At 72.0% G+C, this 19851-nt stretch carries 21 protein-coding genes and 2 pseudogenes; 16 read left to right on the top strand and 7 right to left on the bottom strand.

All coding sequences use genetic code 11. The features are described from left to right. Nucleotides 1–2: 2 nt before the first annotated feature. Nucleotides 3–1109, bottom strand: coding sequence for a nucleotidyltransferase domain-containing protein (locus tag BJ982_RS10665; RefSeq protein WP_184878974.1), 1107 nt, complete (start codon nucleotides 1107–1109; stop codon nucleotides 3–5). A gap of 565 nt (nucleotides 1110–1674) precedes the next feature. On the opposite strand from BJ982_RS10665, the gene BJ982_RS10660 reads away from it, so the two are divergent. Continuing rightward, complete coding sequence (locus tag BJ982_RS10660; protein WP_184878972.1) at nucleotides 1675–3006, top strand: metallopeptidase TldD-related protein; 1332 nt, start codon at nucleotides 1675–1677, stop codon at nucleotides 3004–3006. Between the two features lie 30 nt (nucleotides 3007–3036). On the opposite strand, the pseudogene BJ982_RS10655 reads toward BJ982_RS10660, so the two are convergent. From BJ982_RS10655 to BJ982_RS10645, 3 genes and pseudogenes are all read right to left on the bottom strand, one after another. Next, a pseudogene (locus tag BJ982_RS10655) lies at nucleotides 3037–3543 on the bottom strand (prolyl oligopeptidase family serine peptidase); the annotation flags it as partial. Between the two features lie 38 nt (nucleotides 3544–3581). Further along, nucleotides 3582–3779: pseudogene (locus BJ982_RS39215) on the bottom strand (MerR family transcriptional regulator); the annotation flags it as partial. Between the two features lie 34 nt (nucleotides 3780–3813). After that, nucleotides 3814–4725 carry a DMT family transporter gene (locus BJ982_RS10645; RefSeq protein ID WP_184878970.1) on the bottom strand — a complete coding sequence of 304 codons (912 nt, stop codon included), beginning with the start codon at nucleotides 4723–4725 and terminating at the stop codon, nucleotides 3814–3816. A 49-nt stretch (nucleotides 4726–4774) separates the two neighbouring features. Here BJ982_RS10645 and BJ982_RS10640 point away from each other — a divergent pair, with 49 nt between their 5' ends. Continuing rightward, complete coding sequence (locus BJ982_RS10640; protein ID WP_184888666.1) at nucleotides 4775–5260, top strand: MarR family winged helix-turn-helix transcriptional regulator; 486 nt, start codon at nucleotides 4775–4777, stop codon at nucleotides 5258–5260. A 25-nt stretch (nucleotides 5261–5285) separates the two neighbouring features. On the opposite strand, the gene BJ982_RS10635 is transcribed toward BJ982_RS10640, so the two are convergent. Then, entirely contained in the window at nucleotides 5286–6008 is a 723-nt protein-coding gene (locus BJ982_RS10635) for an SDR family NAD(P)-dependent oxidoreductase (RefSeq protein ID WP_184878967.1), read from the bottom strand. Nucleotides 6009–6117: 109 nt separating this feature from the next. Here BJ982_RS10635 and BJ982_RS10630 point away from each other — a divergent pair, with 109 nt between their 5' ends. From BJ982_RS10630 to BJ982_RS10620, 3 genes are all read left to right on the top strand, one after another. Further along, nucleotides 6118–6777 carry a TetR/AcrR family transcriptional regulator gene (locus tag BJ982_RS10630; RefSeq protein ID WP_184878965.1) on the top strand — a complete coding sequence of 220 codons (660 nt, stop codon included), beginning with the start codon at nucleotides 6118–6120 and terminating at the stop codon, nucleotides 6775–6777. Nucleotides 6778–7018: 241 nt separating this feature from the next. Then, nucleotides 7019–7672 (top strand): DUF433 domain-containing protein, encoded by a 654-nt coding sequence (locus BJ982_RS10625; RefSeq protein ID WP_184878963.1) that lies wholly within the window; start codon nucleotides 7019–7021, stop codon nucleotides 7670–7672. Next, on the top strand, nucleotides 7653–8102 hold the full coding sequence (locus tag BJ982_RS10620; protein ID WP_184878961.1) for a PIN-like domain-containing protein: 450 nt from the start codon (nucleotides 7653–7655) through the stop codon (nucleotides 8100–8102). Before BJ982_RS10625 ends, BJ982_RS10620 begins: the two co-directional genes overlap by 20 nt. Nucleotides 8103–8104: 2 nt before the next feature. Here the strand turns inward: BJ982_RS10620 and BJ982_RS10615 are convergent, their stop codons facing one another. Next, nucleotides 8105–9067 carry a restriction endonuclease gene (locus BJ982_RS10615; RefSeq protein ID WP_203959433.1) on the bottom strand — a complete coding sequence of 321 codons (963 nt, stop codon included), beginning with the start codon at nucleotides 9065–9067 and terminating at the stop codon, nucleotides 8105–8107. Nucleotides 9068–9443: 376 nt separating this feature from the next. Between BJ982_RS10615 and BJ982_RS10610 the strand changes: the two genes are divergently transcribed. The 11 genes from BJ982_RS10610 (at nucleotide 9444) to BJ982_RS10560 (ending at nucleotide 19373) form a co-directional block, all read left to right on the top strand. Beyond that, a complete protein-coding gene (locus BJ982_RS10610; RefSeq protein ID WP_184878957.1) occupies nucleotides 9444–10868 on the top strand; it encodes an ABC transporter substrate-binding protein in 1425 nt (474 codons plus the stop codon). Nucleotides 10869–11004: 136 nt separating this feature from the next. Continuing rightward, the gene (locus BJ982_RS10605; protein WP_203959434.1) at nucleotides 11005–11958 is read left to right on the top strand and encodes an ABC transporter permease; all 954 of its coding nucleotides are present in this window, start codon (nucleotides 11005–11007) and stop codon (nucleotides 11956–11958) included. After that, nucleotides 11951–12832: an ABC transporter permease gene (locus BJ982_RS40370; RefSeq protein WP_184878953.1), complete on the top strand. Its 882-nt coding sequence runs from the start codon at nucleotides 11951–11953 to the stop codon at nucleotides 12830–12832. The genes BJ982_RS10605 and BJ982_RS40370 overlap by 8 nt, the downstream gene beginning before the upstream one ends. Next, nucleotides 12829–13794: an ABC transporter ATP-binding protein gene (locus tag BJ982_RS10595; protein WP_184878950.1), complete on the top strand. Its 966-nt coding sequence runs from the start codon at nucleotides 12829–12831 to the stop codon at nucleotides 13792–13794. The genes BJ982_RS40370 and BJ982_RS10595 overlap by 4 nt, the downstream gene beginning before the upstream one ends. Continuing rightward, entirely contained in the window at nucleotides 13787–14764 is a 978-nt protein-coding gene (locus BJ982_RS10590) for an ABC transporter ATP-binding protein (protein WP_184878949.1), read from the top strand. The genes BJ982_RS10595 and BJ982_RS10590 overlap by 8 nt, the downstream gene beginning before the upstream one ends. After that, a complete protein-coding gene (locus BJ982_RS10585) occupies nucleotides 14761–15522 on the top strand; it encodes an IclR family transcriptional regulator (RefSeq protein ID WP_184878948.1) in 762 nt (253 codons plus the stop codon). The genes BJ982_RS10590 and BJ982_RS10585 overlap by 4 nt, the downstream gene beginning before the upstream one ends. After that, entirely contained in the window at nucleotides 15519–15662 is a 144-nt protein-coding gene (locus BJ982_RS10580) for a hypothetical protein (protein ID WP_184878946.1), read from the top strand. Before BJ982_RS10585 ends, BJ982_RS10580 begins: the two co-directional genes overlap by 4 nt. A gap of 40 nt (nucleotides 15663–15702) precedes the next feature. Then, nucleotides 15703–16689, top strand: coding sequence for a dihydrodipicolinate synthase family protein (locus BJ982_RS10575; protein WP_184878945.1), 987 nt, complete (start codon nucleotides 15703–15705; stop codon nucleotides 16687–16689). Next, on the top strand, nucleotides 16682–17461 hold the full coding sequence (locus BJ982_RS10570) for an SDR family NAD(P)-dependent oxidoreductase (protein ID WP_184878944.1): 780 nt from the start codon (nucleotides 16682–16684) through the stop codon (nucleotides 17459–17461). Before BJ982_RS10575 ends, BJ982_RS10570 begins: the two co-directional genes overlap by 8 nt. Further along, complete coding sequence (locus tag BJ982_RS10565; RefSeq protein ID WP_184878941.1) at nucleotides 17458–18198, top strand: PIG-L deacetylase family protein; 741 nt, start codon at nucleotides 17458–17460, stop codon at nucleotides 18196–18198. The genes BJ982_RS10570 and BJ982_RS10565 overlap by 4 nt, the downstream gene beginning before the upstream one ends. Further along, entirely contained in the window at nucleotides 18195–19373 is a 1179-nt protein-coding gene (locus BJ982_RS10560; protein ID WP_184878939.1) for a mandelate racemase/muconate lactonizing enzyme family protein, read from the top strand. Before BJ982_RS10565 ends, BJ982_RS10560 begins: the two co-directional genes overlap by 4 nt. 45 nt (nucleotides 19374–19418) lie before the next feature. Here the strand turns inward: BJ982_RS10560 and BJ982_RS10555 are convergent, their stop codons facing one another. After that, a complete protein-coding gene (locus BJ982_RS10555) occupies nucleotides 19419–19640 on the bottom strand; it encodes a hypothetical protein (RefSeq protein WP_184878937.1) in 222 nt (73 codons plus the stop codon). Nucleotides 19641–19851 lie beyond the last annotated feature (211 nt).

Here is a 19851-nt window from a genome sequence, read left to right as displayed (position 1 = left end):
GCCTAGTCCCCCGCTCCCGCGCGTACCAGCCCCATCTGGAGGAACCTGTCGAGGTATCTCTCGACGTCGGGCCGCAGCCCCGGATCGCCGAGCCGGCGCACCATGTCGTCCACGACCACCGGGTACTCGCGGCCGTCGCAGAGGCCCCACAGCGTCAGGCCCTGCTCCGACAGCCGGTACACCGAGTCGATGGACTTCGCCAGCACGATGCGGTCGGCGGCGCGCAGCGGCATCCATTCCGGCGAGCGCACCAGGCCCGGGCCGTGGACGTCCCAGGTGGACCAGCGCGACGCCGCGGGCCCGTCCCAGCCGTCGGTGAGCCCGGCGACCGCCATGGCCTGGCACAGGCGAATCCGGTCCTCGACCAGCCGCTTCTTGTCCGCGACATCGTCCGGCCACGCGCCCATGAGCCGGCAGAACCTGTCGTAAGGGAAATTCTCCCCCGCGCTCCTGCGGAGCTTGCGGAGAATCCACTTGTACTTGACGTACAGGTCGCCGCATCCGGCGAGGAACACCTGCGCCGCGGGCTGCATCAGCTCCGCGGAACTGAACAGCGCGTCGTCGTACGATTCCCCGGCCACGGCGCCGAGCGCGTCCTCCAGGATGTTGATGCACTCGGTCGACCATTTCGCCATGACCATGCGGGTCAGCGAAACGAAGTTCTCGCGCAGGTGGGCGACCGCCTCGCGATACTCGGAGCCCTCTGCCACCGGCCTGCTGTACAGCAGGCGGACCGCGGCGTCGTACCGGCTCTCGCTGAGGTGGACGACCTCCAGGTTCGTGTACGCCGCCCGCGGGAACGCGGTGACGTCGCGCGCGAGTCTCAGGAGGTGGCCGGGAGGGAGCGACTCGACGTCGAAACGCCGGGAATCGGATACCACCTGCGCCGGGACCTCGTCGCCCGTGACGCCCTGCCGCACCACGAAGACGTCGATGTCGCTGGTGGGGCTGCCCAGCCCGGCGAGCAGCGAACCGCCCAGGTAGACCGAGTCGACGCCGCCGGCGCCCGTGAACTCCTCCTCCGCGACCTTCGCCGCCCAGCGAATAAGGTGCTCAACCTCGTCGCTCAGTGCCCAGCCCTCGCCGGGGGCGGGCGGTGCGGTGGCCAATGAATTCATCCCTCCAGGAAGCGTTCCAGCGGACTCAGGTCCTCGTAGACCGGGCCCTGCGGGCTCGATCTACGAGGACGAACACGCATTGTCCGAATCCAGTCGACCCGGCGCCGCCGTGGCCGTTTCACGGCGTTATACGACGCCGGCGCATTCGAAGGGGAATCAGATGGCGTTCGTGCCCAGCTCCTCTTCGACCACGATGTCCTCGCCCATAGTTCACCTCCAAAGCACGCTTGAAGATGGGGAAGACGTCCCCATCAAACCGGGATTGAGGCTCGATCGTAGTAGCCGGTTTGGGGCATCGCAAGACCCGTAAAGCCAGCATTCCACACCATTGTGCATCGCGGAATCCCGGCAATCGATAACACCGATAACCGCAGGTGAAGGCCGGTGGAGCCACCTTTATTCAAGGCGCACCTTAACAATTGTCCCGACACCGGAGCGCACTTTACACACGGTCAGCGGCCAGGTGATCACGGTACGCGCCCGGCACTTCCTTTAGTCGGCGTTATACGCGTGAGATATGCGCGCACCCGCAACTCGGCAGCTAATATCGGGGGATATGACCTTTACCGTGGCGGACGGCGCGCAGGCCGATCTCGCCGCCGCCTGGGCGCGGACGGCCGCGGCCGTCCAGGACGCGGCCCACCGTGCCGTCGCCCGCGACGCCGACGCCGCCCACGTCTACGCGCAGGCCCGCGGCGCCCTCATCGTCGATTTCGACGAACACGGCGAACGCGGCTCGTATCACGGCATCGAGGGCATGACGCTGTCCGGCCTGGCATCCCGCCGCGAACACGCGGTGGCCGGCCTCGGCGGCCACGCGCCGTCCGGGCCCGGCGGGTTCGGCGGGGACGCCTACGCGGGCGTTCTGGACGAGCTGCTCGCGGCGGTGGCGGCCGTGCGCGACCGTGCCGGCGGCGTCTCCGTCCACGGCCGGGTGTTCGTCCTGCTGGAGTCGATCGCCGCGTACCGCAGGGGCGGCCCGGTGCGGTCCGCCGACCGTCACCGCAGCCGCCTGCTGCTCTGGGCGGGCCCGGTCTTCGCCGGCCCCGCCTTCACGGGCACGCGCCTCCCGCTCGACGCCGTGGGCGCCGCGGCGGACGAGGCCGTCGCCGCGTCCCGCCTGCACGCCGTCCGCGTCCCGCCCCCCGAGGGCGAGACGGTCGTGCTCGTCGCGCCCGCCTGCGCGGGCGTGCTGCTCCACGAGCTGTGCGGCCACCTGCTGGAGGCCGACGTGTTCCGGCACCCCGGGAACCGGCTGCGCGCGCTGATGGGCCGGCGGATCTCCCACCCCCGCCTGACCGTGGTGGACGACTCCGCCGACCCGTCCTCGTGGGCCGGCCTGCGCGCCGACGACCACGGCAACCCCGGCCGCGCGGTCACCCTCCTGGACTCCGGCCACGTCGCGGGCACGCTCACCTCCGGGGCGCTCACCCCGGCGGGCGGGCCGTCCATGGATCAGGTGCCCGGAGCAGCCGGCGACCCGGGCGGGCACGCGCGCCGCGCCGACTACCGCTACGCGGCCCTGCCGCGCATGACCACGATGTCGGTGCTCCCCGGCGCGGACTCCGCGCCCGGCGTGCTCGCCGACGTCCGCGACGGCGTCTACGCCGAGGCGATCGGCCGCGCGACCTGCGACCCGGTGACCGGCCGCTTCGTCGCCCAGGTCGACCTGGCCCGCCGGATACGCGACGGCCGCCTGTGCGAGCCCCTGTCCCCCGTCCACGTCACCGGCGACGTCGTGGAGGCCCTGTCCTCGATCAGGGCCGTCTGCGACGACCCGGCCGTCTACGACACCGGCTGCGTCAAACAGCAGCAGACCGTGGCCAACCGCAACATCGCCCCCACCCTCCTCCTCACCGGCATCTCCTGCGCCCCCCGCGCGACATGAGACCGCGGCCCGGGTGGACGGCGGCGCGCGTCAGGCCGTCGCGGGCCTGAGCCCGAGCTCCCGCATGACGAACGCCAGCCAGTCGGTCTGCTGGGCGACGACGGCCGTCCAGGCGGTCGCGCCGTGGCCGGCGCCGGGCCAGACGCGCAGCAGCACCGGATGGCCGGACGTCGTGGCGGCCTGCAGGCGCGCCGCGAACTTGCGGGCGTGCCAGGCGGGGCAGCGGGGGTCGTTCGCGCCCGCCTCCAGCAGCACCGCCGGGTAGGCGGTCCCGGGCCTGACGTTGTGGTACGGCGAGTAGGAGATCAGCACGGCGGCGTCGGCGGGGTCGCCCGGATTCCCGTACTCGGGCAGGGTCGCGGCCGCCCCCACCGGGTCGCGGGCCACGCGCATCAGGTCCAGCTTCGGGGCGGTGCAGACCGCCGCCCGCCACAACTCGGGACGCCGGGTCAGCACGACCCCGGCGAGCATGCCGCCGTTGGACGCGCCCTGGAAGGCCAGCCGGTCCGGAGCGGTCACGCCGTCGGCGATGAGCCGCTCGGCGACGGCGTGGACGTCGTCGAAGGTGTTCCGCTTGGCGTGCCGCCTTCCCCGGCGGCGCGCAGGCGGCGCAGGTCGCCCTCGGTGTAGCGGCGGTGCCCCGACGCGGTGCGCTCGCTCGCGGGCACCAGCCCGATCTCGTCATAGTGGTGCAGCGTGCGGACGGTGACACCGGTGGCCCGTGCCAGCTCTCCGATGCTCCATCGCCGCGCGCCGCGCTCGTCCGCCCTCACGGACCCGACGGTAGGACCTCACGCTACGGGAGGTTCAAGCCCTCCCTCTCCGGGCGCACGGCGCGGGGGCCGTGCCGGTCTCCGCGGGGACGCGTGGCCGCCGGGCCCTGGGACGGCCGAGGAGGATGCCCGCCAGGACGAGCACCAGACCCGCTCCCTGCCGCGCGGTGAGGGCCTCGGCGGCCACGAACGTGCCGAGCAGCACTCCGGTGACGGGGTTGAGCAGGCCCACCAGCCCGACCGTCCCGGCGCGCAGGTGCTTCAGGCCGGTGAACCAGGCCGCGAAGGCCACCGCCGTGGCGACGACCGCGACGTAGGCGAACCCGGCGGCGGCGGGGCCGTCCAGCGCGGGCGGCGCGCCCTCGGCGACGACGGCGAACGGCACGAGCACGAGCCCCCCGGCGATGAGCTGCCAGGAGGTGGTCGCGAGCACGCCGGTGCCGTCGCTCCACCGCTTGGCCAGCACGTACCCGAGCGAGGACAGCAGCATGGCCGTGACCGAGGCGGCCACGCCCCACGGGTTCACGGCCGTGAGCCCGCCGAGCAGCATCAGGCACACCCCGGTGACGCCGAGCGCCGCTCCGGCGCAGGCGGGCAGGGTGGGGCGTTCGCCCAGCATCGCCCAGGCGATGAGCATCATCACCACCGGCGCGGACGCCATGATCGTGGCGGCCACGCCGGTCGGCAGGAGCTGCGCCGCGACGTAGATCAGGGCGAAGAACGCGCCCATGTTGAGCACGCCGAGCACCGCCGAGCGCCACCACCACGGGCCGGACGGCAGTCGCCGGCCCGCGGCGAGCAGCAGCAGGCCCGCGGGCAGGGCCCGGAGCACCGCGCCCCACAGCGGGTGGCCGGTGGGCAGGTACTCGTGGGTGACGAAGTAGTTGGCGCCCCACGCCACCGGCGCGATCGCGGTCACGATGATCCACCACCAAGTAGCTTCCATGGAAGCTACTATAACTTCCCCGGAAGGTATATTGGGAGGTGTGACGGACATGGATCATGTGGCCAGAATCCAGGCGGAATGGCGGCGGGAGCGTCCCGACGTGGACGTCACCCCGCAGGGCGTCATCGGCCGCCTGCACCGCCTCGCCGCGCACCTGACCGGCGAGCTCGTCACCGTCTACCGCGGGCACGGGCTCGAAGAGGGCGAGTTCGACGTCCTCGCCACGCTGCGCCGCACCGGGGAGCCCTTCGAACGCGCGCCGGGCGAGCTGGCCCGGCACACCATGGTCACCACCGGGGCGATGACCAAGCGGCTCGACCGCCTCGAACGCGCCGGCCTCGTCACCCGCCGCCGCTCCCGCGCCGACGGCCGCGCCCGCGTGGTCGCGCTCACCCCCGCCGGCCGCGACCTGATCGACGCCGCCTTCACCGCCCACATGCGCAACGAGCACCGCCTCCTCGCCGCCCTCCCCGCCGACCAGGCGGTGCTGCTCGAAGAGATCCTGACCCGCTGGCTGACCGAGTTCGAGCCCTGACCCGGGCGCCGCCGGGACGGCCCGCCTACCGGCCGAAGGCGCCGACCAGGGCCTCCGCGCGGTCACGGCCGGCGTACAGGTCCCAGAAGGCGTCGGCGAACACGTCGGGGTGGATCACCTCCGGGTCGAAGGCGAGCGGCTGCCCGGACGCGGTGACGGCACGGTGCGGCACGCTGCCCTCGATGAGCGCGCCGATGTTCACCACGCCCGCGTAGACGCCCGTGCCCGCCAGGGACTCGTGGAGCGTGTGGACGTAGTTGCGCAGCGCGGCCTGGGCCATGCCGACGTTGCCCAGGTACGGCGTCGGGTGGATGCCGGACTGCCCGCCGGTGAACAGGACGGCGCCCTCGCGCCGTTCGACCATGTCCGGCAGGACCTGCCGGACGAGGGACACCGCCGAGACCACGAAGCGGTCGAGGAGCAGCCGGACGTTCGCGACGTCCACGTCCAGCGTGGCCGCGACGCCCTCCCCCATGTCGCCGCCGCCCGGGCTGAACACCGCGACGTCGATCCGCCCGTACGCGCGCTTGACGGCCGCGACGGCGCTCGCCGTCGCGTCGTGGTCGTAGACGTCGGCGCGGAAACCGGCCGCCTCGACGCCGTCCGCGGCGAGCGCGGCGGCGAGCGGGGCGAGGGTGCGTTCGGTGCGGGCCACGAGCGCGACGCGGAAGCCCTCCCGGCCGAAGCGGCGGGCGAGGGACAGGCCGAGGACGGGGCCGGCGCCGAAGATCGCGAGTGTTCCGGGCATGCGGATATCAGCTCCTAGGACAGGGGTGACCGGAAAGTTGACTGCACTCTCAACTTGATCGAGCCTACGCAGAAGTTGGGAGCACGGTCAACTTCGATAGGATCGGCGCATGACCGCTCGCACCAGGCCGCCGGAGGAAGCTCGCACCAGGCCGCTGAGGAAGGACGCCCAGCGCAACCGCGACCTGCTGATCAAGGCGGCGCGCGAGCTGTACGCCGCCCGGGGCCTCGACGTCTCCCTCGACGAGATCGCCCGCACGGCCGGCGTGAGCAGCGGCACCCTGTACAACCACTTCCCCGACCGCGCCGACCTGGTCGAGGCCGTCTTCGCCGACCGCGCCGCCACCGTGACGCGCATCGCCGAACACGCCCTCGCCATGGACGACCCCTGGGAAGGGCTGGTCCACTTCCTGGAGGGTGTCTGCGAACTCCAGGCGTCCGACCGCGGCTACAACGACCTGGTCTCCGGCCGCCTCCCCCAAGGCCCGCCGAGCGAGGCCCACGCCCACGGGTATGCGCTGATGAAACGCATCATCGACCGGGCCAGAAACTCAGGCGCGCTGCGCCCCGACTTCACCCTTGAGGACGTCGCCTTCGTGACCTGGGGCACCGCCCGCACCGTCGAGGCCACCGCCATCATCCGCCCCCAGGCATGGCGCCGCCACCTGTCCCTCCTCCTCGACGCCATGCGCCCCCCCGCCGCCCACCCCCTCCCCGAACCCCCCCTCACCCCCGACGAACTCGCCCAACTGATGCGCGGCCACTGCTGAAACGCTTCTCTGAATTCGTCGATCCGGAACTTCGGTGTAGCCACTGCCGATTACCCGATCCGGATCACGAGATCCACAACAATATGCGCACTTGTACCGGTTCATCTGCGTCCTTCTAGGTGTGCCCCCATGAAATGTGCGCGATCGTCGAACCGGCGCGAGATACACCATGAACATCGTCGAGATCTTTGCGATGATGGCGCGGTAGCTCGTGTCTCCCGGCAGGAGGGAAGGAGGCGGAATGTCTTACAGTCCAACGCTCGCCGCGGCGCTGTCCGGTGCGACGCTTCGCCAGCTCGCTCACTGGCGGAAGGCTTCGTCGCGTCACGGGGCCGTGCTGGTGCCCGAGCTCTCCGATGTACGGCCGATCCTCTATTCGTTCAGGGACGTCGTCGCGCTCCGGACCTGCGTCAAGCTCCGGCAGGACGCCTCGTTGCAGAGAATCAGACGGGCACTGGACGCGTTGCGCGAAGGCCTGCGGGAGCGTGAGCATCTGTCCGCCTATCGGCTGGTGGCGGACGGCGGCAGCATTTACTTGGTGGAGCCCGAACAGGCGACCGACCTCGTGCACCGCAAGGCGAACATTGTCATTCACGAGATGGTCGACGTGCTGCGTCCTTTCTATCGCGACGGCCGGCACATCCCCGACCTCCTCCAGCCACGGGAGCACGTGACCGTGGATCCCGCAGTCCGCGGCGGAGTCCCGGTGATCGAGGGGACGCGGATCCCGTACGACGAGGTCGCGGCCTTGCTGCGTGACGGCGTTCCCGCCGAACGAGTCTCCGACTATTACCCCGGCGTCACGGCCTCGGCCGCGAGAGACGCCGCCGATTTCGCCGACTACGTCGACAGTTACCAGCCTTCCGGGGAGCCCCGTGCGGCTGCTGCTGGATGAGAACGTCCTCAAACCACTCCGTCAGACGCTCATCAGCCTCATCGTAGACCACGAAGTCGTCCATTTACTCGATCTTCCGGGCTGGTCGGGAACACGGGATGAGAGCCTGTACCCACGCGCCGCGGCCGAGGGATTCCAAGCGATCCTGACGAACGACGGCAAACAGATGGAGCGCCCACGCGAGGTCGCGGCCATAAAGGCTTCAGGTCTGCACAGGATCGAGTATCCCCACAAACACGCCGGGCTGGTCGGCATGGGCATCGCGATCGCGACGGTCGTCGCGGGACTCCCGACAGCCTTGACGGCGCTGAAAGAGGCGGACGGTCAGCGATTGATCATCTTACGGGGAATCGACCCGACCCCGGCGAGCCGACTACGCGTCATCGACCCGAAAACCGACCCGCCCAAGCACTGGTTCGCTTCGCCGTGATACTAGATGTCGCGAAAGAATTCGGTGTCGACCGTCACGTCCTCGACCTGGCGAATCGTGGTACTCACCCCTAACTCGTACTCGCGAAGCAGTTCACAAAGACGAAGCCCGTCGATCAGGTCGATCGTCCTGGCGCCTGGACGCTGCGCCTCTTCTCTGGCGGCCTGTGTGAAGCGACTCGTCGTGATCAGGAGTCCTCGTTCTCCTCTGCCGTCCAGCGCCCCTCGGAAGTCGCGGACCAGTTCGGGTCCGACGGGTTTCGTGTAGCGCTTGCATTGGATATAGACGCGCAGGCTCGTCAGCTTGTACCACGAGGTGCCGTAGCCGTCGATGCCCCCGTCACCAGTTCGTCCAGTGACCTCCACGTTCTCATAGCCGGCTCTCTCAAGCAGCCGACCGGCGAGTCGTTCGAATGCGTCCGGGGCCATTTTCGTGAGCGCGTCGAGAAGGACGTCCTGCCACGATGGATCAGGTGGTGGGGTGAGGGAGACCTCATCCGGTTCGCAGGTCTCCGATGTCACATGCTCAATGTCCACAGGCATGTCGATCTCGGTAGCCCCATCTACGGAGGCGTTCATCAAGCCGAACCCATCCCCGAGCATCGCCTGCCCCTCTGGCGACCGCGCCGAACGACGAAGGCGATCGCGATCGTAAGCCTGACGAAGGGGTTCGATATCCGCCTCCTCCGCGCCCTTTCCGTCCGGAGTCAGCGACCAGGTGCCCCGGCCGCTGTTCGCAAGCAGGCCCATGCCCTTGAGGTAGCTACGCGCCCATGCGATGCGATATTCGATTTCGGTTCGCGGCCCGTTTCCATGCACCACGGACTGCTGCTCTTCTGAGAATGTCTGCTGACGATGCACTTCGGCATCGATTTCAGCTATCGACGCCGCCCCACCGAGCGCTCGCACGGCTTGCAGGGTGGGCCACAAGAGCTGTTTGTAAGTGGGGAGATCGGCTGTGCTCACGCGGACATGATGACAGAGGCGAATGACAATTTGCGCGCTTGATTCTGCCTCCATCGCAGGTGTTCGTACGACGGCGCAGGCTCGCGTCTCCGGTGCCGGGACAGCAACCGCGCACAGGGTTCCGCGACCCGTGCGCGGTCATCCCGAGTCTTGACGAGGTGTGGCGTGCGCTGTTTGCATTGAGTGAGAGTGGTTTTCACTCAATGAAAATAGCCGTGGCGGGGGCCGGCATGACCGGAGGAGGGGCCTCGGGATGAGGCGAGGGAGTCTGGTCGTCGCGGGGGTCTTATGCCTGGCCGGCGTGAGTGCGTGCGGTGGGGCGGGTGGGGGGACGGCGGGGTCGCGGGCGCCGTCGGGGACGCCGCGGGCGGGGGGTGTGCTGACGATCGCCGCGGCGCAGGGGCTGACCGGGCTCAACCCGGTCACCAAGGAGAACGCCTGGCAGGAGGCCCTGTTTCCGCTGATGTGGAACGGGCTGGTCAAAGCGGACAGGAACGAGCGACTGGAGCCGGATCTCGCGCTGAGCTGGAAGGCCGACGCCACCCAGAAGGTCTGGACGTTCACGCTGCGGCCCGGCGTGAAGTTCTCCAACGGCAAGGCGCTCACCCCGGCCGACGTCGTCTCGACGATCGAGTACTACAAGGATCCCGACACCGCGACCCAGCTCAAGAACAACGTGGCCCCGATCGCGAAGGTCGAGCCCGGCTCCGGTGACGCGGTGGTCTTCACGCTGAAGAAGCCGAACGCGCTGTTCCCCTCCTCGATCCAGATGGTGAAGATCGTCGACACCGGCGCACTAGCGGCGATGGACAAGGACCCGGCCGTCACCGGCCCGTTCAGGGTCAAGGAGTACGTCCCCAACGACCACCTGGTCCTGGAGCGCAACCCCGGCTACTTCGGGGCCAAGCCGCCGCTCGACGGCATCAAGATCGTCAAGGCCGCCGACTCGTCCTCTGCGGTCACCGCGCTGCGGGCCGGGGACCTGGACGTGCTGTGGTCGGTCCCGCTCTCCCAGGTCTCGTCCATCGAGAACGACCCGCGGCTGGCCGTGGTGCGGCCGGCGGTGATCGGCCAGTACGTGAGCTGGGAGGTGGACACCACCTCGCCGCCGTTCGACGACCCGAAGGCGCGCCAGGCGCTCGCGTACGCCATCGACCAGACCGCGAACCTCAAGGCGGCCTACTTCGGGCAGGGCATCGTCTCGACCACCAACAACCCGCTGCCGAGCAACAGCCCGGACCACGGCGGCGTGCTCACCGACTACACCTATGACCTGGACAAGGCGAAGGCGCTGTTCGCGGAGGCGGGCATCACGCAGGGCAGCACGCTGACGTGGTGGGGCGTCGCCGGGCAGTACCCGGAGTGGAACATCAGCGGGCAGATCCTCCAGGCGAGCCTGAAGAAGATCGGCATCAACCTGAAGATCGAGAACACCGACATCGCCGCCTGGGCCGCCAAGTTCTACCCGGCGGGCAAGAAGTTTCCCGGCATGATCATCCCGAACTTCCAGTCCTTCCCCGCCGACCCCGCCAACGAGTTCCTTTTCCTGCTCAAGGGCCGCTGCGAGTGCAACTGGAACAACGCCGAGTTCGACGCGCTCTACGAGAAGGCGCTGGCCACGGCCGACGACACCGGGCGCCGGGCGATCTGGCACCAGATGCAGGAGATCGTCAACCGTCAGGTGCCCATCTACGTGCCGCTCCAGTTCGCCACGCTGACCGCTGCCAAGCGGACGGTGACGGGCCTGTGGGTGGACGGCGCGGGCAACCCGCACCTGGAGAACGCCGGATTCGCCAGATGACCCGCCCGGTGAGCTCGCTCGGCCCACCGTGCCCCCGGTGATCCCTCGAACGAGTCTCCCGGCGAGTGCTCCTCGGCCCCGTCGATGGACCCGGCAGCCCCTCGACGAGCACGGAAACCCGATCGGAGGTGACGTGGTGCGGTACGTGGTGCGGCGTGTGCTGATCAGTGTCGGCATGCTCGCCGGGCTGTCAGTGGTGATCTTCGTGGTGCTGCGGGCGCTGCCCGGGGATCCCGTGACCGCGCGGCTGGGCGCCGCGCAGGGCTTCGACCAGGCGGCCATCGACCGGCTGCGCGCCGCGGCCGGGCTCGACCGTCCGCTGGTCACGCAGTACTTCGCCTGGATCTCGGGCATGCTGAGCGGCGACCTCGGCGACTCCTACTTCAACCGCATGCCGGTGTCCGACCTGATCGCGGCCCGGCTCGGCCCGACGCTGGAGCTGACCGTGCTGGCGGTGGCCCTGTCGGTGGCGGTCGCGACGCCGGCCGCGATCGCCGCCGCGATCCGCCCGGGCGGCTGGGCGGACCGCCTGATCGGCGCGCTGGCCTCGGCGGGCATGGCGTTCCCTCCGTTCGTCGCGGGCATCCTGCTCATCCTGGCCTTCAGCGTGACCCTGCACTGGCTGCCGGCCCGCGGCTTCGTCCCGCTGTCGGAGAGCGTCGGGGGCAACCTCGCCGGGCTGGCGCTGCCCGCGGTCTCGCTGTCGGTGGTCGCGGCGCCGCTGGTGCTGCGGTACCTGCGCGGCGAGCTGATCACGGCGCTGGCGTCGGCGTACGCGCGCACCGCCGAGGGCAAGGGCGCGCCGCGGCGGGTGGTCGTCGTCCGGCACGCGCTGCGCAACGCCGCGCTGCCGAGCCTGACGATGCTCGGCCTCATCGTCGGATACACCCTGGGAGGCAGCGTGATCGTGGAGTACACGTTCGGCTTCTCCGGTCTCGGCGCGCTGTCGGTGGAGTCGGCGTTCCAGCGCGACTACGCGGTGCTGCAGTCGGTGGTCCTGCTGGTCAGCGCCTTGTTCATCGCGGTCTCCCTGGCCGTGGACCTGACCGTGTGGGCGCTGGACCCGCGGACGCGGAGCCGTCGTGCCTAGCGCCCGCGCCCTGGCGCTCCCGCTGCGCCCGCGAGCGCGGGCCGTGCTCCCCCCGGCCGGTCTGGTCGCCGTGGCGATCATCGCCGCCGCCTGCGTCGCGGGGCCGTGGGTGCTGGGCCTCGACCCGAACCTCACCGACCCGGCCGCGAGCTTCGCGCCGCCCGGCGGGGCGCACTGGCTCGGCACCGACGAGCTGGGCCGCGACATGCTGGCCCGGCTGCTGTACGGCGGGCGGCTCTCGCTGGCCGTGGCCGCGGGCGGCGTCGCGATCGCGTTCGTGCTCGGCACGTCCTGGGGGGTGCTGGCCGCACGGCGCGGCGGCCTGGCGGACGAGTTGCTGATGCGCGGCGCCGACATGGCGATGGCCGTGCCGCAGATCCTGTTCGGGCTGGTGTGCGTGGCCGCGTTCGGGGCGTCGCTGACGTCCCTGATCGTCATCACCGGCCTGCTGCTGGCCCCGTCGTCGGCGCGCATGGCGCGGGCGGTCGTCCTCGGCGAGATGACCCTGGACTACTACACGGCGGGCATCGCGTACGGCGCGGGGCCGCTGCGGCTGATGCTGCGGGAGGTGCTGCCGAACACCGCGCCCGCGCTGGCGAGCCAGGCGGTGATCAACGCGGCGAGCGCGATGATTTTGGAGGCGAGTCTGAGCTTCGTGGGCCTCGGCGTGCAGCCGCCGGCCATGTCGTGGGGGGTGCTGCTGCAACAGGGGTACGGCTACCTCTACAGCGACCCGAAGTACGCGGTGTGCCCGGCGGTGGCGATCCTGGCCACGATCCTGTGCCTCAACCTGGCGGCCGACCGGCTCGGCGGCGGGGCACGGCGGTCGGCCCGGCGGTGGGCACGGCGGTGGGCACGGCGGTGGGCACGGTGAGCGCGCCGGTGCTTCAGGTGCGGGATCTGCGGGTGGAGGTCGGCGGCGTGCCGGTCGTGCGAGGCGTCAGCCTCGACGTGGCGGCCGGACGCCGGCTGGGCGTCGTCGGCGAGTCCGGATGCGGCAAGACGCTCACCGCGCTGGCCGTGATGGGCCTGCTCCGGCCGCCCGTCCGGGTCGCCGGGGGCGAGGTCGTGCTCGGCGGCACGGACCTGCTGCGGCTGAGCCGGCGGCGGCTGGACCGGGTGCGGGGCCGCCGCATCTCGATGATCTACCAGGACCCCGGGACGTCGCTCAACCCCCTGATGACGGTCGGCGCGCAGATCGTCGAGGCCATCCGCCTGCACCACGACGCGGGCCGCGCCCAGGCGGCCGCGCGGGCGGGCGACCTGCTGGCCGAGGTCGGCGTGCTGCGGCACCGGGCCGGGGCCTACCCGCACGAGCTGTCCGGCGGGATGCGCCAGCGCGTCATGATCGCGATGGCGCTGGCGGGCGAGCCGGACGTGCTGCTCTGCGACGAGCCCACCACCGCCCTGGACGTCACCACCCAGGCCCAGGTGCTGGACCTGATCGACCGCATCTGCCGGGAACGCGGGCTGGCCGCCGTCCTCATCACCCACGACCTCGGCGTCGCGGCCGGGTTCTGCGACGAGATCGCCGTCATGTACGCGGGCCGGGTGGTCGAGCGCGCCGCCACCGTCCGGCTGTACGCGGGCCCGCGCCACCCGTACGGCCGGGCCCTGCTGGCGGCCACCGTCGACCTGACCACCCCGCTCGACGTGCCCATTCCCGCGATCCCCGGCCAGCCACCGCCGCCGGAGTCGCTCCACCAGGGCTGCGACTTCCGCCCGCGCTGCCCCCTGGCCGTGGACCGCTGCGGCGAACCCGTGGCGTTGCGGCACGTCGGCGACGCGCTGGTGCGCTGCGTCCGCGCGGAGGAGATCGAGGCCGCCGATGCGTGATCCGACCGTCGCGCCGCTGCTCGACGTGCGCGACCTGGTGAAGACGTTCCCCGCGCCCGGGGGCGGCAGGACGCGGGCCGTCGACGGCGTGTCGCTCTCCGTGCCGCGCGGCGAGACCTACGGGCTGGTCGGCGAGTCCGGCTCGGGCAAGTCGACGCTCGGCCGCTGCGTGCTGCGGCTGACCGAACCGGACGCGGGCACGGTGCTGTTCGACGGCCGGGACGTGGGCGCGCTGCCGCCGAGGAGCCTGCGGCGGCTGCGCGCCCGGGTGCAGGTGGTGTTCCAGGATCCGCACGGGTCGCTCAACCGCAGGCAGACCGTCCGCGACATCGTGGCGGCCCCGCTGCGCGCCCACGGCGTGGGCATCGCGCGGGAGCGCGAGGCGCGGGTGGCCGAGCTGCTCGACCTGGTGCGACTGCCCGCGGGCGTGGGTGGGCGGCGTCCGCGGGAGCTGTCGGGCGGCCAGGCGCAGCGCGTGGCGATCGCCCGCGCGCTGGCCCTGCGCCCGGACTTCGTCGTGCTGGACGAGGCGGTCTCGGCGCTGGACGTCTCGGTGCGCGCGCAGATCCTGAACCTGCTGTCCGGGCTGCAGCGCGAGCTGGGCCTCACGTACCTGTTCATCTCGCACGACCTCGGCATCGTCCGGTACATGGCCCGGCGCGTCGGCGTCATGTACCGGGGCCGGATCGTCGAGGAGGCGCCGCGCGAGGTCTTCTTCTCCGCGCCCCGGCACCCGTACACCAGACTGCTCCTGGACGCCGTCCCGGCGGCCGACCCCGCGCGGCGGCGCGCCCGCACGAGCGGCGCCGCCCCGGTCACGGAGGCCGTCGCGGCCGGCGGGTGCCGTTTCCTGCCGCGCTGCCCGGTCGGCGCCGGCCGGGATCTGTGCGCCGCTCAGGACCCGCCGCTGCTCGGGGCCGGATCGCCCCCGGCCTTCGTGGCCTGTCACTACCCAGGGGTGAACGGATGAGAAGTACGGTGTCGGCCAAGTCGAGCGACCGGCTGATCGCCATCGTGGAGTCCTTCGTGGAGGCTCCCCGGCAGAGCCTGTCGGAGGTGTCGGCCGCCTGCGGCATCGACCCCTCGACGGCCACCCGGTATCTGCGCCGGCTCGTCGCGCACGGCTGGCTGGAGCGCGACGAGCTGACCCGCGCCTACACGCTCGGCGTGCGGCTGATCACGATCGGGCAGGCCGCGCGCACCGCGCGCCCGCTGCGCGCCCGGGTGCTGCCGCACATGCGCGAGCTGCTGGCCCGCTTCGACGAGACCGTGAACCTCGCCCTCCACGAGGGCGGCGAGGTGGTCATCATCGAGGCGCTGGAGAGCGGCAGGTCGATCCGGCGCGGCGCCAGCGTCGGCGACCGCGACGACTGGTTCGTCTCCAGCCTCGGCAAGTGCGTCCTCGCCCACCTGTCCGAGCGGGAGGTGGAGCACCTGATGGGCACCCGGCCCCCGGTGCGCCGCACGCGGTTCACCCGCACCGAGCCGCACGACGTGCTCGCCGACCTCGCCGCCGTCCGGGACCGCGGGTACGCGCTGGACGACGAGGAGTCGGAGATCGGGCTGAAGTGCGTCGGCGTGCCGATCCGCGACGACCGCGGCCAGTACTCGCACGCGCTGAGCGTCAGCGGGCCCACCGCGCGCATCGACGAACGGCTGGACGAGCTGATCGCCGCGCTGACCGAGGTGGCGCACCGGGTGGGCTTCGGCGGGCGGGACGCTTCGTGACCCGCCCGGGGCGCACGGCGGCGGGCCCGCGCGAGGGCGCCGGCCTGGGCGGGACGCCCGGCGGCGCCGAGCTCATCGACCAGATCTGCGGCAGGGACGCGCCGTCCCTGCCCAGCCTCGCCCGCCCGGCGGACGGCTGAACAACCCGGCCATCACGGCCCGTTCCAGACAGGGGAAGACGTGCAGCCCGAGTTCACTCCACCCACGCCGCATCCCGCCGCGCCGGTCGCCGGCGTGCTCGCGGTGTTCCAGACCCCTTTCACCGAGGACGGGCGCGTCGACCCCGCGCAGCTTGAGACCCAGTTCGACTGGCTTTTCGCCAACGGCGCGGACGGCGTCGTGTTCGCCATGGTCAGCGAGGTCCTGCGGCTGTCCTCCGAGGAGCGGGACGAGATGGTGACGCTGACGTGCAAGCTGACGCGGGGGCGCGGCGCCTCGGTGGTGAGCGTCGGGGCCGAGTCGACGACGGTGGCGGTCCGCCACGCCGCGCACGCCGCCGAGATGGGCGCCGACGCGGTGATGGCCACCCCGCCGGGCCTGGTCCGGGCCACCGACGACGAGCTGATGCGGTACTTCATGGCCATCGCCGGCACGGTGAGCGTGCCGCTGATCGTCCAGGACGCCAGCGGGTACGTCGGCACGCCGCTGTCCATCGACCTGCAGCGGCGCCTGCATCGGGAACTCGGCGACCGGGTGATGTACAAGCCGGAGGCGCCGCCGGTCGGGCCGCGCATGACCGAGCTGATGGCGGCCACCGGAGGCCGGGCCCAGGTGTTCGAGGGCACGGGCGGCCTGTATCTGATCGACGGCTTCCGCAGGGGGGCCGTGGGCACGATGCCCGCGGGCGACCTGGTGTGGGCGCTGGCCGCGCTGTGGCGGGCGCTGCGGGCGGGCGACCACGCGCGGGCGTACCGCATCGCCGGGCCGCTCGCGCTCATGGTGTCCCTGCAGCACAGCCTGGACAGCTTCGTCGCCGTCGAGAAGCATCTGCTGGTCAAGCAGGGGGTGCTGCGGTCGGCGGCGATGCGCGGCCCGGTCTCGGACGTGCTGGACGACGAGACCGTGGCCGAGGTCGAGCGCCGCATGGCGCTGCTGCGCGAGGCGGTGGACGACGACCGGCACGGCGACCAGGGCAGCGAACAGCACAGAGGGGGACACGGTGACTAGCACGATGGACGGCCGGGTCGCCGTCGTCACCGGGGCGGGCGGGGACATCGGCGGGGCCTGCGCGGCGCGGCTGGCGGCCTCCGCCGACGTGGTGGTCTGCGTCGACCTGGAAGCGGCGCGGGCGCGCGGCACCGTCCGCGACCTGACCGCGCGGGGCGGGCGGGCGGTGGCGCTGACCGCCGACGCCACCGGCCCCGGCTTCGGCGCGGCCGTGGCCGAGGCCGTCCGTCCGCTCGGCCGCGCCACGGCGGTCGTCCACGCGGTGGCCCACGAGGAGCACGCGCCCGCCGAGTCCCTCGGCAGGGCCAGCGTCGAGCGAAGCCTCGCCGCCGGGCCGCTCGCCGCGTACGGACTGTTCACCGAGCTGCTGGTGACCGGCTGCCTCGGCCCCGGCTCGGCGCTGACCGTGATCGGGTCGCTGCACGCCGACCGTCCCTTCGCGGGGTGCCTGGGGTACAACGCCGCGCAGGGCGCCCTCGCCCAGGTGGTGCGCACGCTGGCGCACGAGTGGGCGGACCGCGGCATCCGCGTCAACGCCGTCGTCCCCGGGTGGATACGCACCCGCGGTGAGGAGGTCCTGTACGACCCGGCCCACCTGGACCGCGTCGCGGGATCGCTGCCCATGGGACGGTTCGGCACCCCCGCCGACGTGGCCGGCGCCGTGGCGTACCTGTCCTCGCCGGAGGCCGCCTACGTCTCCGGCGCGTTCCTCAAGGTCGACGGCGGCCTGGCCGCGTCCCTGGCCCGGCTTCCCGGAGGCGAGCTCCCATGAACGTCGTATGCGTCTTCGCCCACCAGGACGACGAGATGCGCTGCGCCGGCACGCTGCTCCGGCTGCGCGAGGCCGGGCACGCGCTCGCCCTGGTCTGCGTGACCCTCGGGGACAAGGGGTTGGCCTTCGACACCGCGGTGGGGTACGACGCCGCGACGGAGATACGGGACCGCGAGATACGGTCGGTCGCGGCGAGCCTCGGCGCGTCGTACCGCTGCCTGGGCCGCGAGGACGGCTTCCTCGCCGACGACGCGGCGCTGCGCCACGACCTGATCACCACGTTGCGCGAGCTGCGCGCCGACCTGGTCTTCACGCACTGGACGAGCGACTACAACGACGACCACGTGGTGACGGCGAAGGCGGTGACCGACGCGGCCCTGTTCACGACCATCGCCTCGATCCGCCCGGACGTGCCCGCGCTGGAGCGGGTGCCGGGCATCTTCCACACGCATCCCGGCGAAGGGTACGGGTTCGAGGCCACCCATTTCGTGCAGCTCTCGGCCGACCATCACGCGGAGAAGACCCGGCTGATCCGGCTGCACCGCAGCCAGATGGACGTCATGCGGCGGATGCGCGGGCACGACTACGCCGACGAGATGGCCGCCGAGGACCGGCGGCAGGGCGGCCGGCTGATGGTGGAGTACGCCGAGGCGTTCCGGCCGTGCCTGGCGGAGCGGCGCGTCCCCTGGCCCACGAGCCTGCCCGGCCCGCTCACCTGCGAGGAGGCCGGCCTGTGAGGATCACCGAGGTCACGCCGATCCTGCTGCGCGGCGACGAGCGGTACGGCGCCCGCGACGACCGCGAGGAGGCGACCGACCAGGGCGACTGGCTGCTGCTCGTCCGGGTCGCCACCGACGAGGGGATCGAGGGGTGGGCCGACATCGAGACGCTCGGCCCGGTGGCCGCGCGCGTGCTGAGCGGGCACGGCATGGGCGCACTGGGGTTCCGCACGATCGGCGAGCAGCTCGTCGGGCGCGACCCGCTCGACATCCGCGGCATCTGGGACGAGCTGTACATCGCCACGGCGTACTACGGCCGCCGCGGGGTGACCATGCACTGCGTCTCGGCCGTGGACAACTGCCTGTGGTCGATCCGCGCCCAAGCCGAGGGCGTTCCCCTGTCCGGCCTGCTGGGCGTGCGCCGCCGCGACCGGCTCCCCGCCTACGCCTCGACGCTGTTCCGCGCCACGCCCGACGCCAACGCCTCCGCCGCCGCCCGGTACGCCGGGCTGGGCTTTCGCGGGGTGAAGTTCGGCTGGGGCGGCTTCGGCGTGGACCACGGGCGCGACCGCGAGAACCTGGCCGCGATCCGCGCCGCCCTCGGCCCCGGCCGGACGCTGATGGTGGACCCCGGCTGGTACGTGGAGGACGCCGGCCGTCCCCGGACGCGGACGGCGGCGCAGACGCGGGCGATGCTCGCGACGCTGCGCGAGGCGGACCCGTACTGGGTGGAGGACTTCGCCCACCCCGAGTGCCCGGAGGCGTACGCCGAGGCCAAGCGGGAGTTCCCCTGGCTGCGCGCCGCCGCGGGCGAACAGCAGGCCACCTTGTGGGACTTCCGCCGCCTCGTCCAGGAGGGCCGGGTGGACGTCCTGCAGCCGGACCTGTCCCGGTGCGGCGGCCTCACCGTCGCGACGGCCCTCGCCCCGGAGGCCGCCGCGGCGGGCCGCGAGATCGTCACCCACTCGTGGCTCACCGACCTGCTGCACGCCTACAGCCTCCACTACCTGTCCACGCTGCCCGAGGCGCACTGGGTCGAGTTCAACGTCGCCCAGAGCACCCTGAGCCGCGGCGTGGCCGCCGCCCCCCTCCGCCTCTGCGCCGACGGCACGATCCCCGTCCCCGACACCCCTGGCCTGGGCGTAACCCTCGACATGGACTTCATCACCGCCCACCGGTCCCCCGTCCCGTGACCACCGGGCGGGAACAGGTTCCTCGCGGCGCCTTCCCGGAACACGTCATTTCGCCGAGGATCCGCGAATCGATGGGGCGGCGTCCTGTTTCCCGCCGAGAAAAGGGAGATGCCGGTGGTTCGCCCGCGCGAGTATGGCCAGCGCGCGCAATATCTCCGGCCGCTGGTCCGGTTCCGTTCCGCGGAGGGCGACGATCGCCACGATCATGAGCGTCGTGGCGGGCACCGCGGCGGCCAGCAGCCAGACGGCGAGGAGCGAGAAAACCATGACCCATACCTCTTGTCCCTGCTCCGATCGAGCAGGCACGCAGGGCTCAGCTCGACCAGTAGACACCCACTGGTGAAGCTGAGTTCCCTGCCCTGGCCGGGTTCTCAGACGGGACCGAAATCCCATGCAGTTGTTCTCGGAGGGACGTTCGTCCCGGAAACATGGCAGCAGGTCTCTCCCGCCCGCGTCGATTGAACGCGGACCGACGGCG

It is taken from the genome of Sphaerisporangium siamense, from assembly GCF_014205275.1.
GTDB classification, from domain to species: domain Bacteria; phylum Actinomycetota; class Actinomycetes; order Streptosporangiales; family Streptosporangiaceae; genus Sphaerisporangium; species Sphaerisporangium siamense.
Note: the sequence above shows the minus strand (reverse complement) of the source record. Positions and strands in the feature narration are given on the sequence as shown.

What these genes read in the sequence shown, in the direction of transcription:
- BJ982_RS10660 (WP_184878972.1), top strand. Translation starts at nt 1,675, where the DNA reads ATGACCTTTACCGTGGCGGACGGCGCGCAGGCCGATCTCGCCGCCGCC.
- BJ982_RS10625 (WP_184878963.1), top strand. Translation starts at nt 7,019, where the DNA reads ATGTCTTACAGTCCAACGCTCGCCGCGGCGCTGTCCGGTGCGACGCTT.
- BJ982_RS10590 (WP_184878949.1), top strand. Translation starts at nt 13,787, where the DNA reads ATGCGTGATCCGACCGTCGCGCCGCTGCTCGACGTGCGCGACCTGGTG.
- BJ982_RS10645 (WP_184878970.1), bottom strand. Translation starts at nt 4,725, where the DNA reads ATGGAAGCTACTTGGTGGTGGATCATCGTGACCGCGATCGCGCCGGTG.
- BJ982_RS10630 (WP_184878965.1), top strand. Translation starts at nt 6,118, where the DNA reads ATGACCGCTCGCACCAGGCCGCCGGAGGAAGCTCGCACCAGGCCGCTG.
- BJ982_RS10640 (WP_184888666.1), top strand. Translation starts at nt 4,775, where the DNA reads ATGGATCATGTGGCCAGAATCCAGGCGGAATGGCGGCGGGAGCGTCCC.
- BJ982_RS10555 (WP_184878937.1), bottom strand. Translation starts at nt 19,640, where the DNA reads ATGGTTTTCTCGCTCCTCGCCGTCTGGCTGCTGGCCGCCGCGGTGCCC.
- BJ982_RS10565 (WP_184878941.1), top strand. Translation starts at nt 17,458, where the DNA reads ATGAACGTCGTATGCGTCTTCGCCCACCAGGACGACGAGATGCGCTGC.
- BJ982_RS10635 (WP_184878967.1), bottom strand. Translation starts at nt 6,008, where the DNA reads ATGCCCGGAACACTCGCGATCTTCGGCGCCGGCCCCGTCCTCGGCCTG.
- BJ982_RS10585 (WP_184878948.1), top strand. Translation starts at nt 14,761, where the DNA reads ATGAGAAGTACGGTGTCGGCCAAGTCGAGCGACCGGCTGATCGCCATC.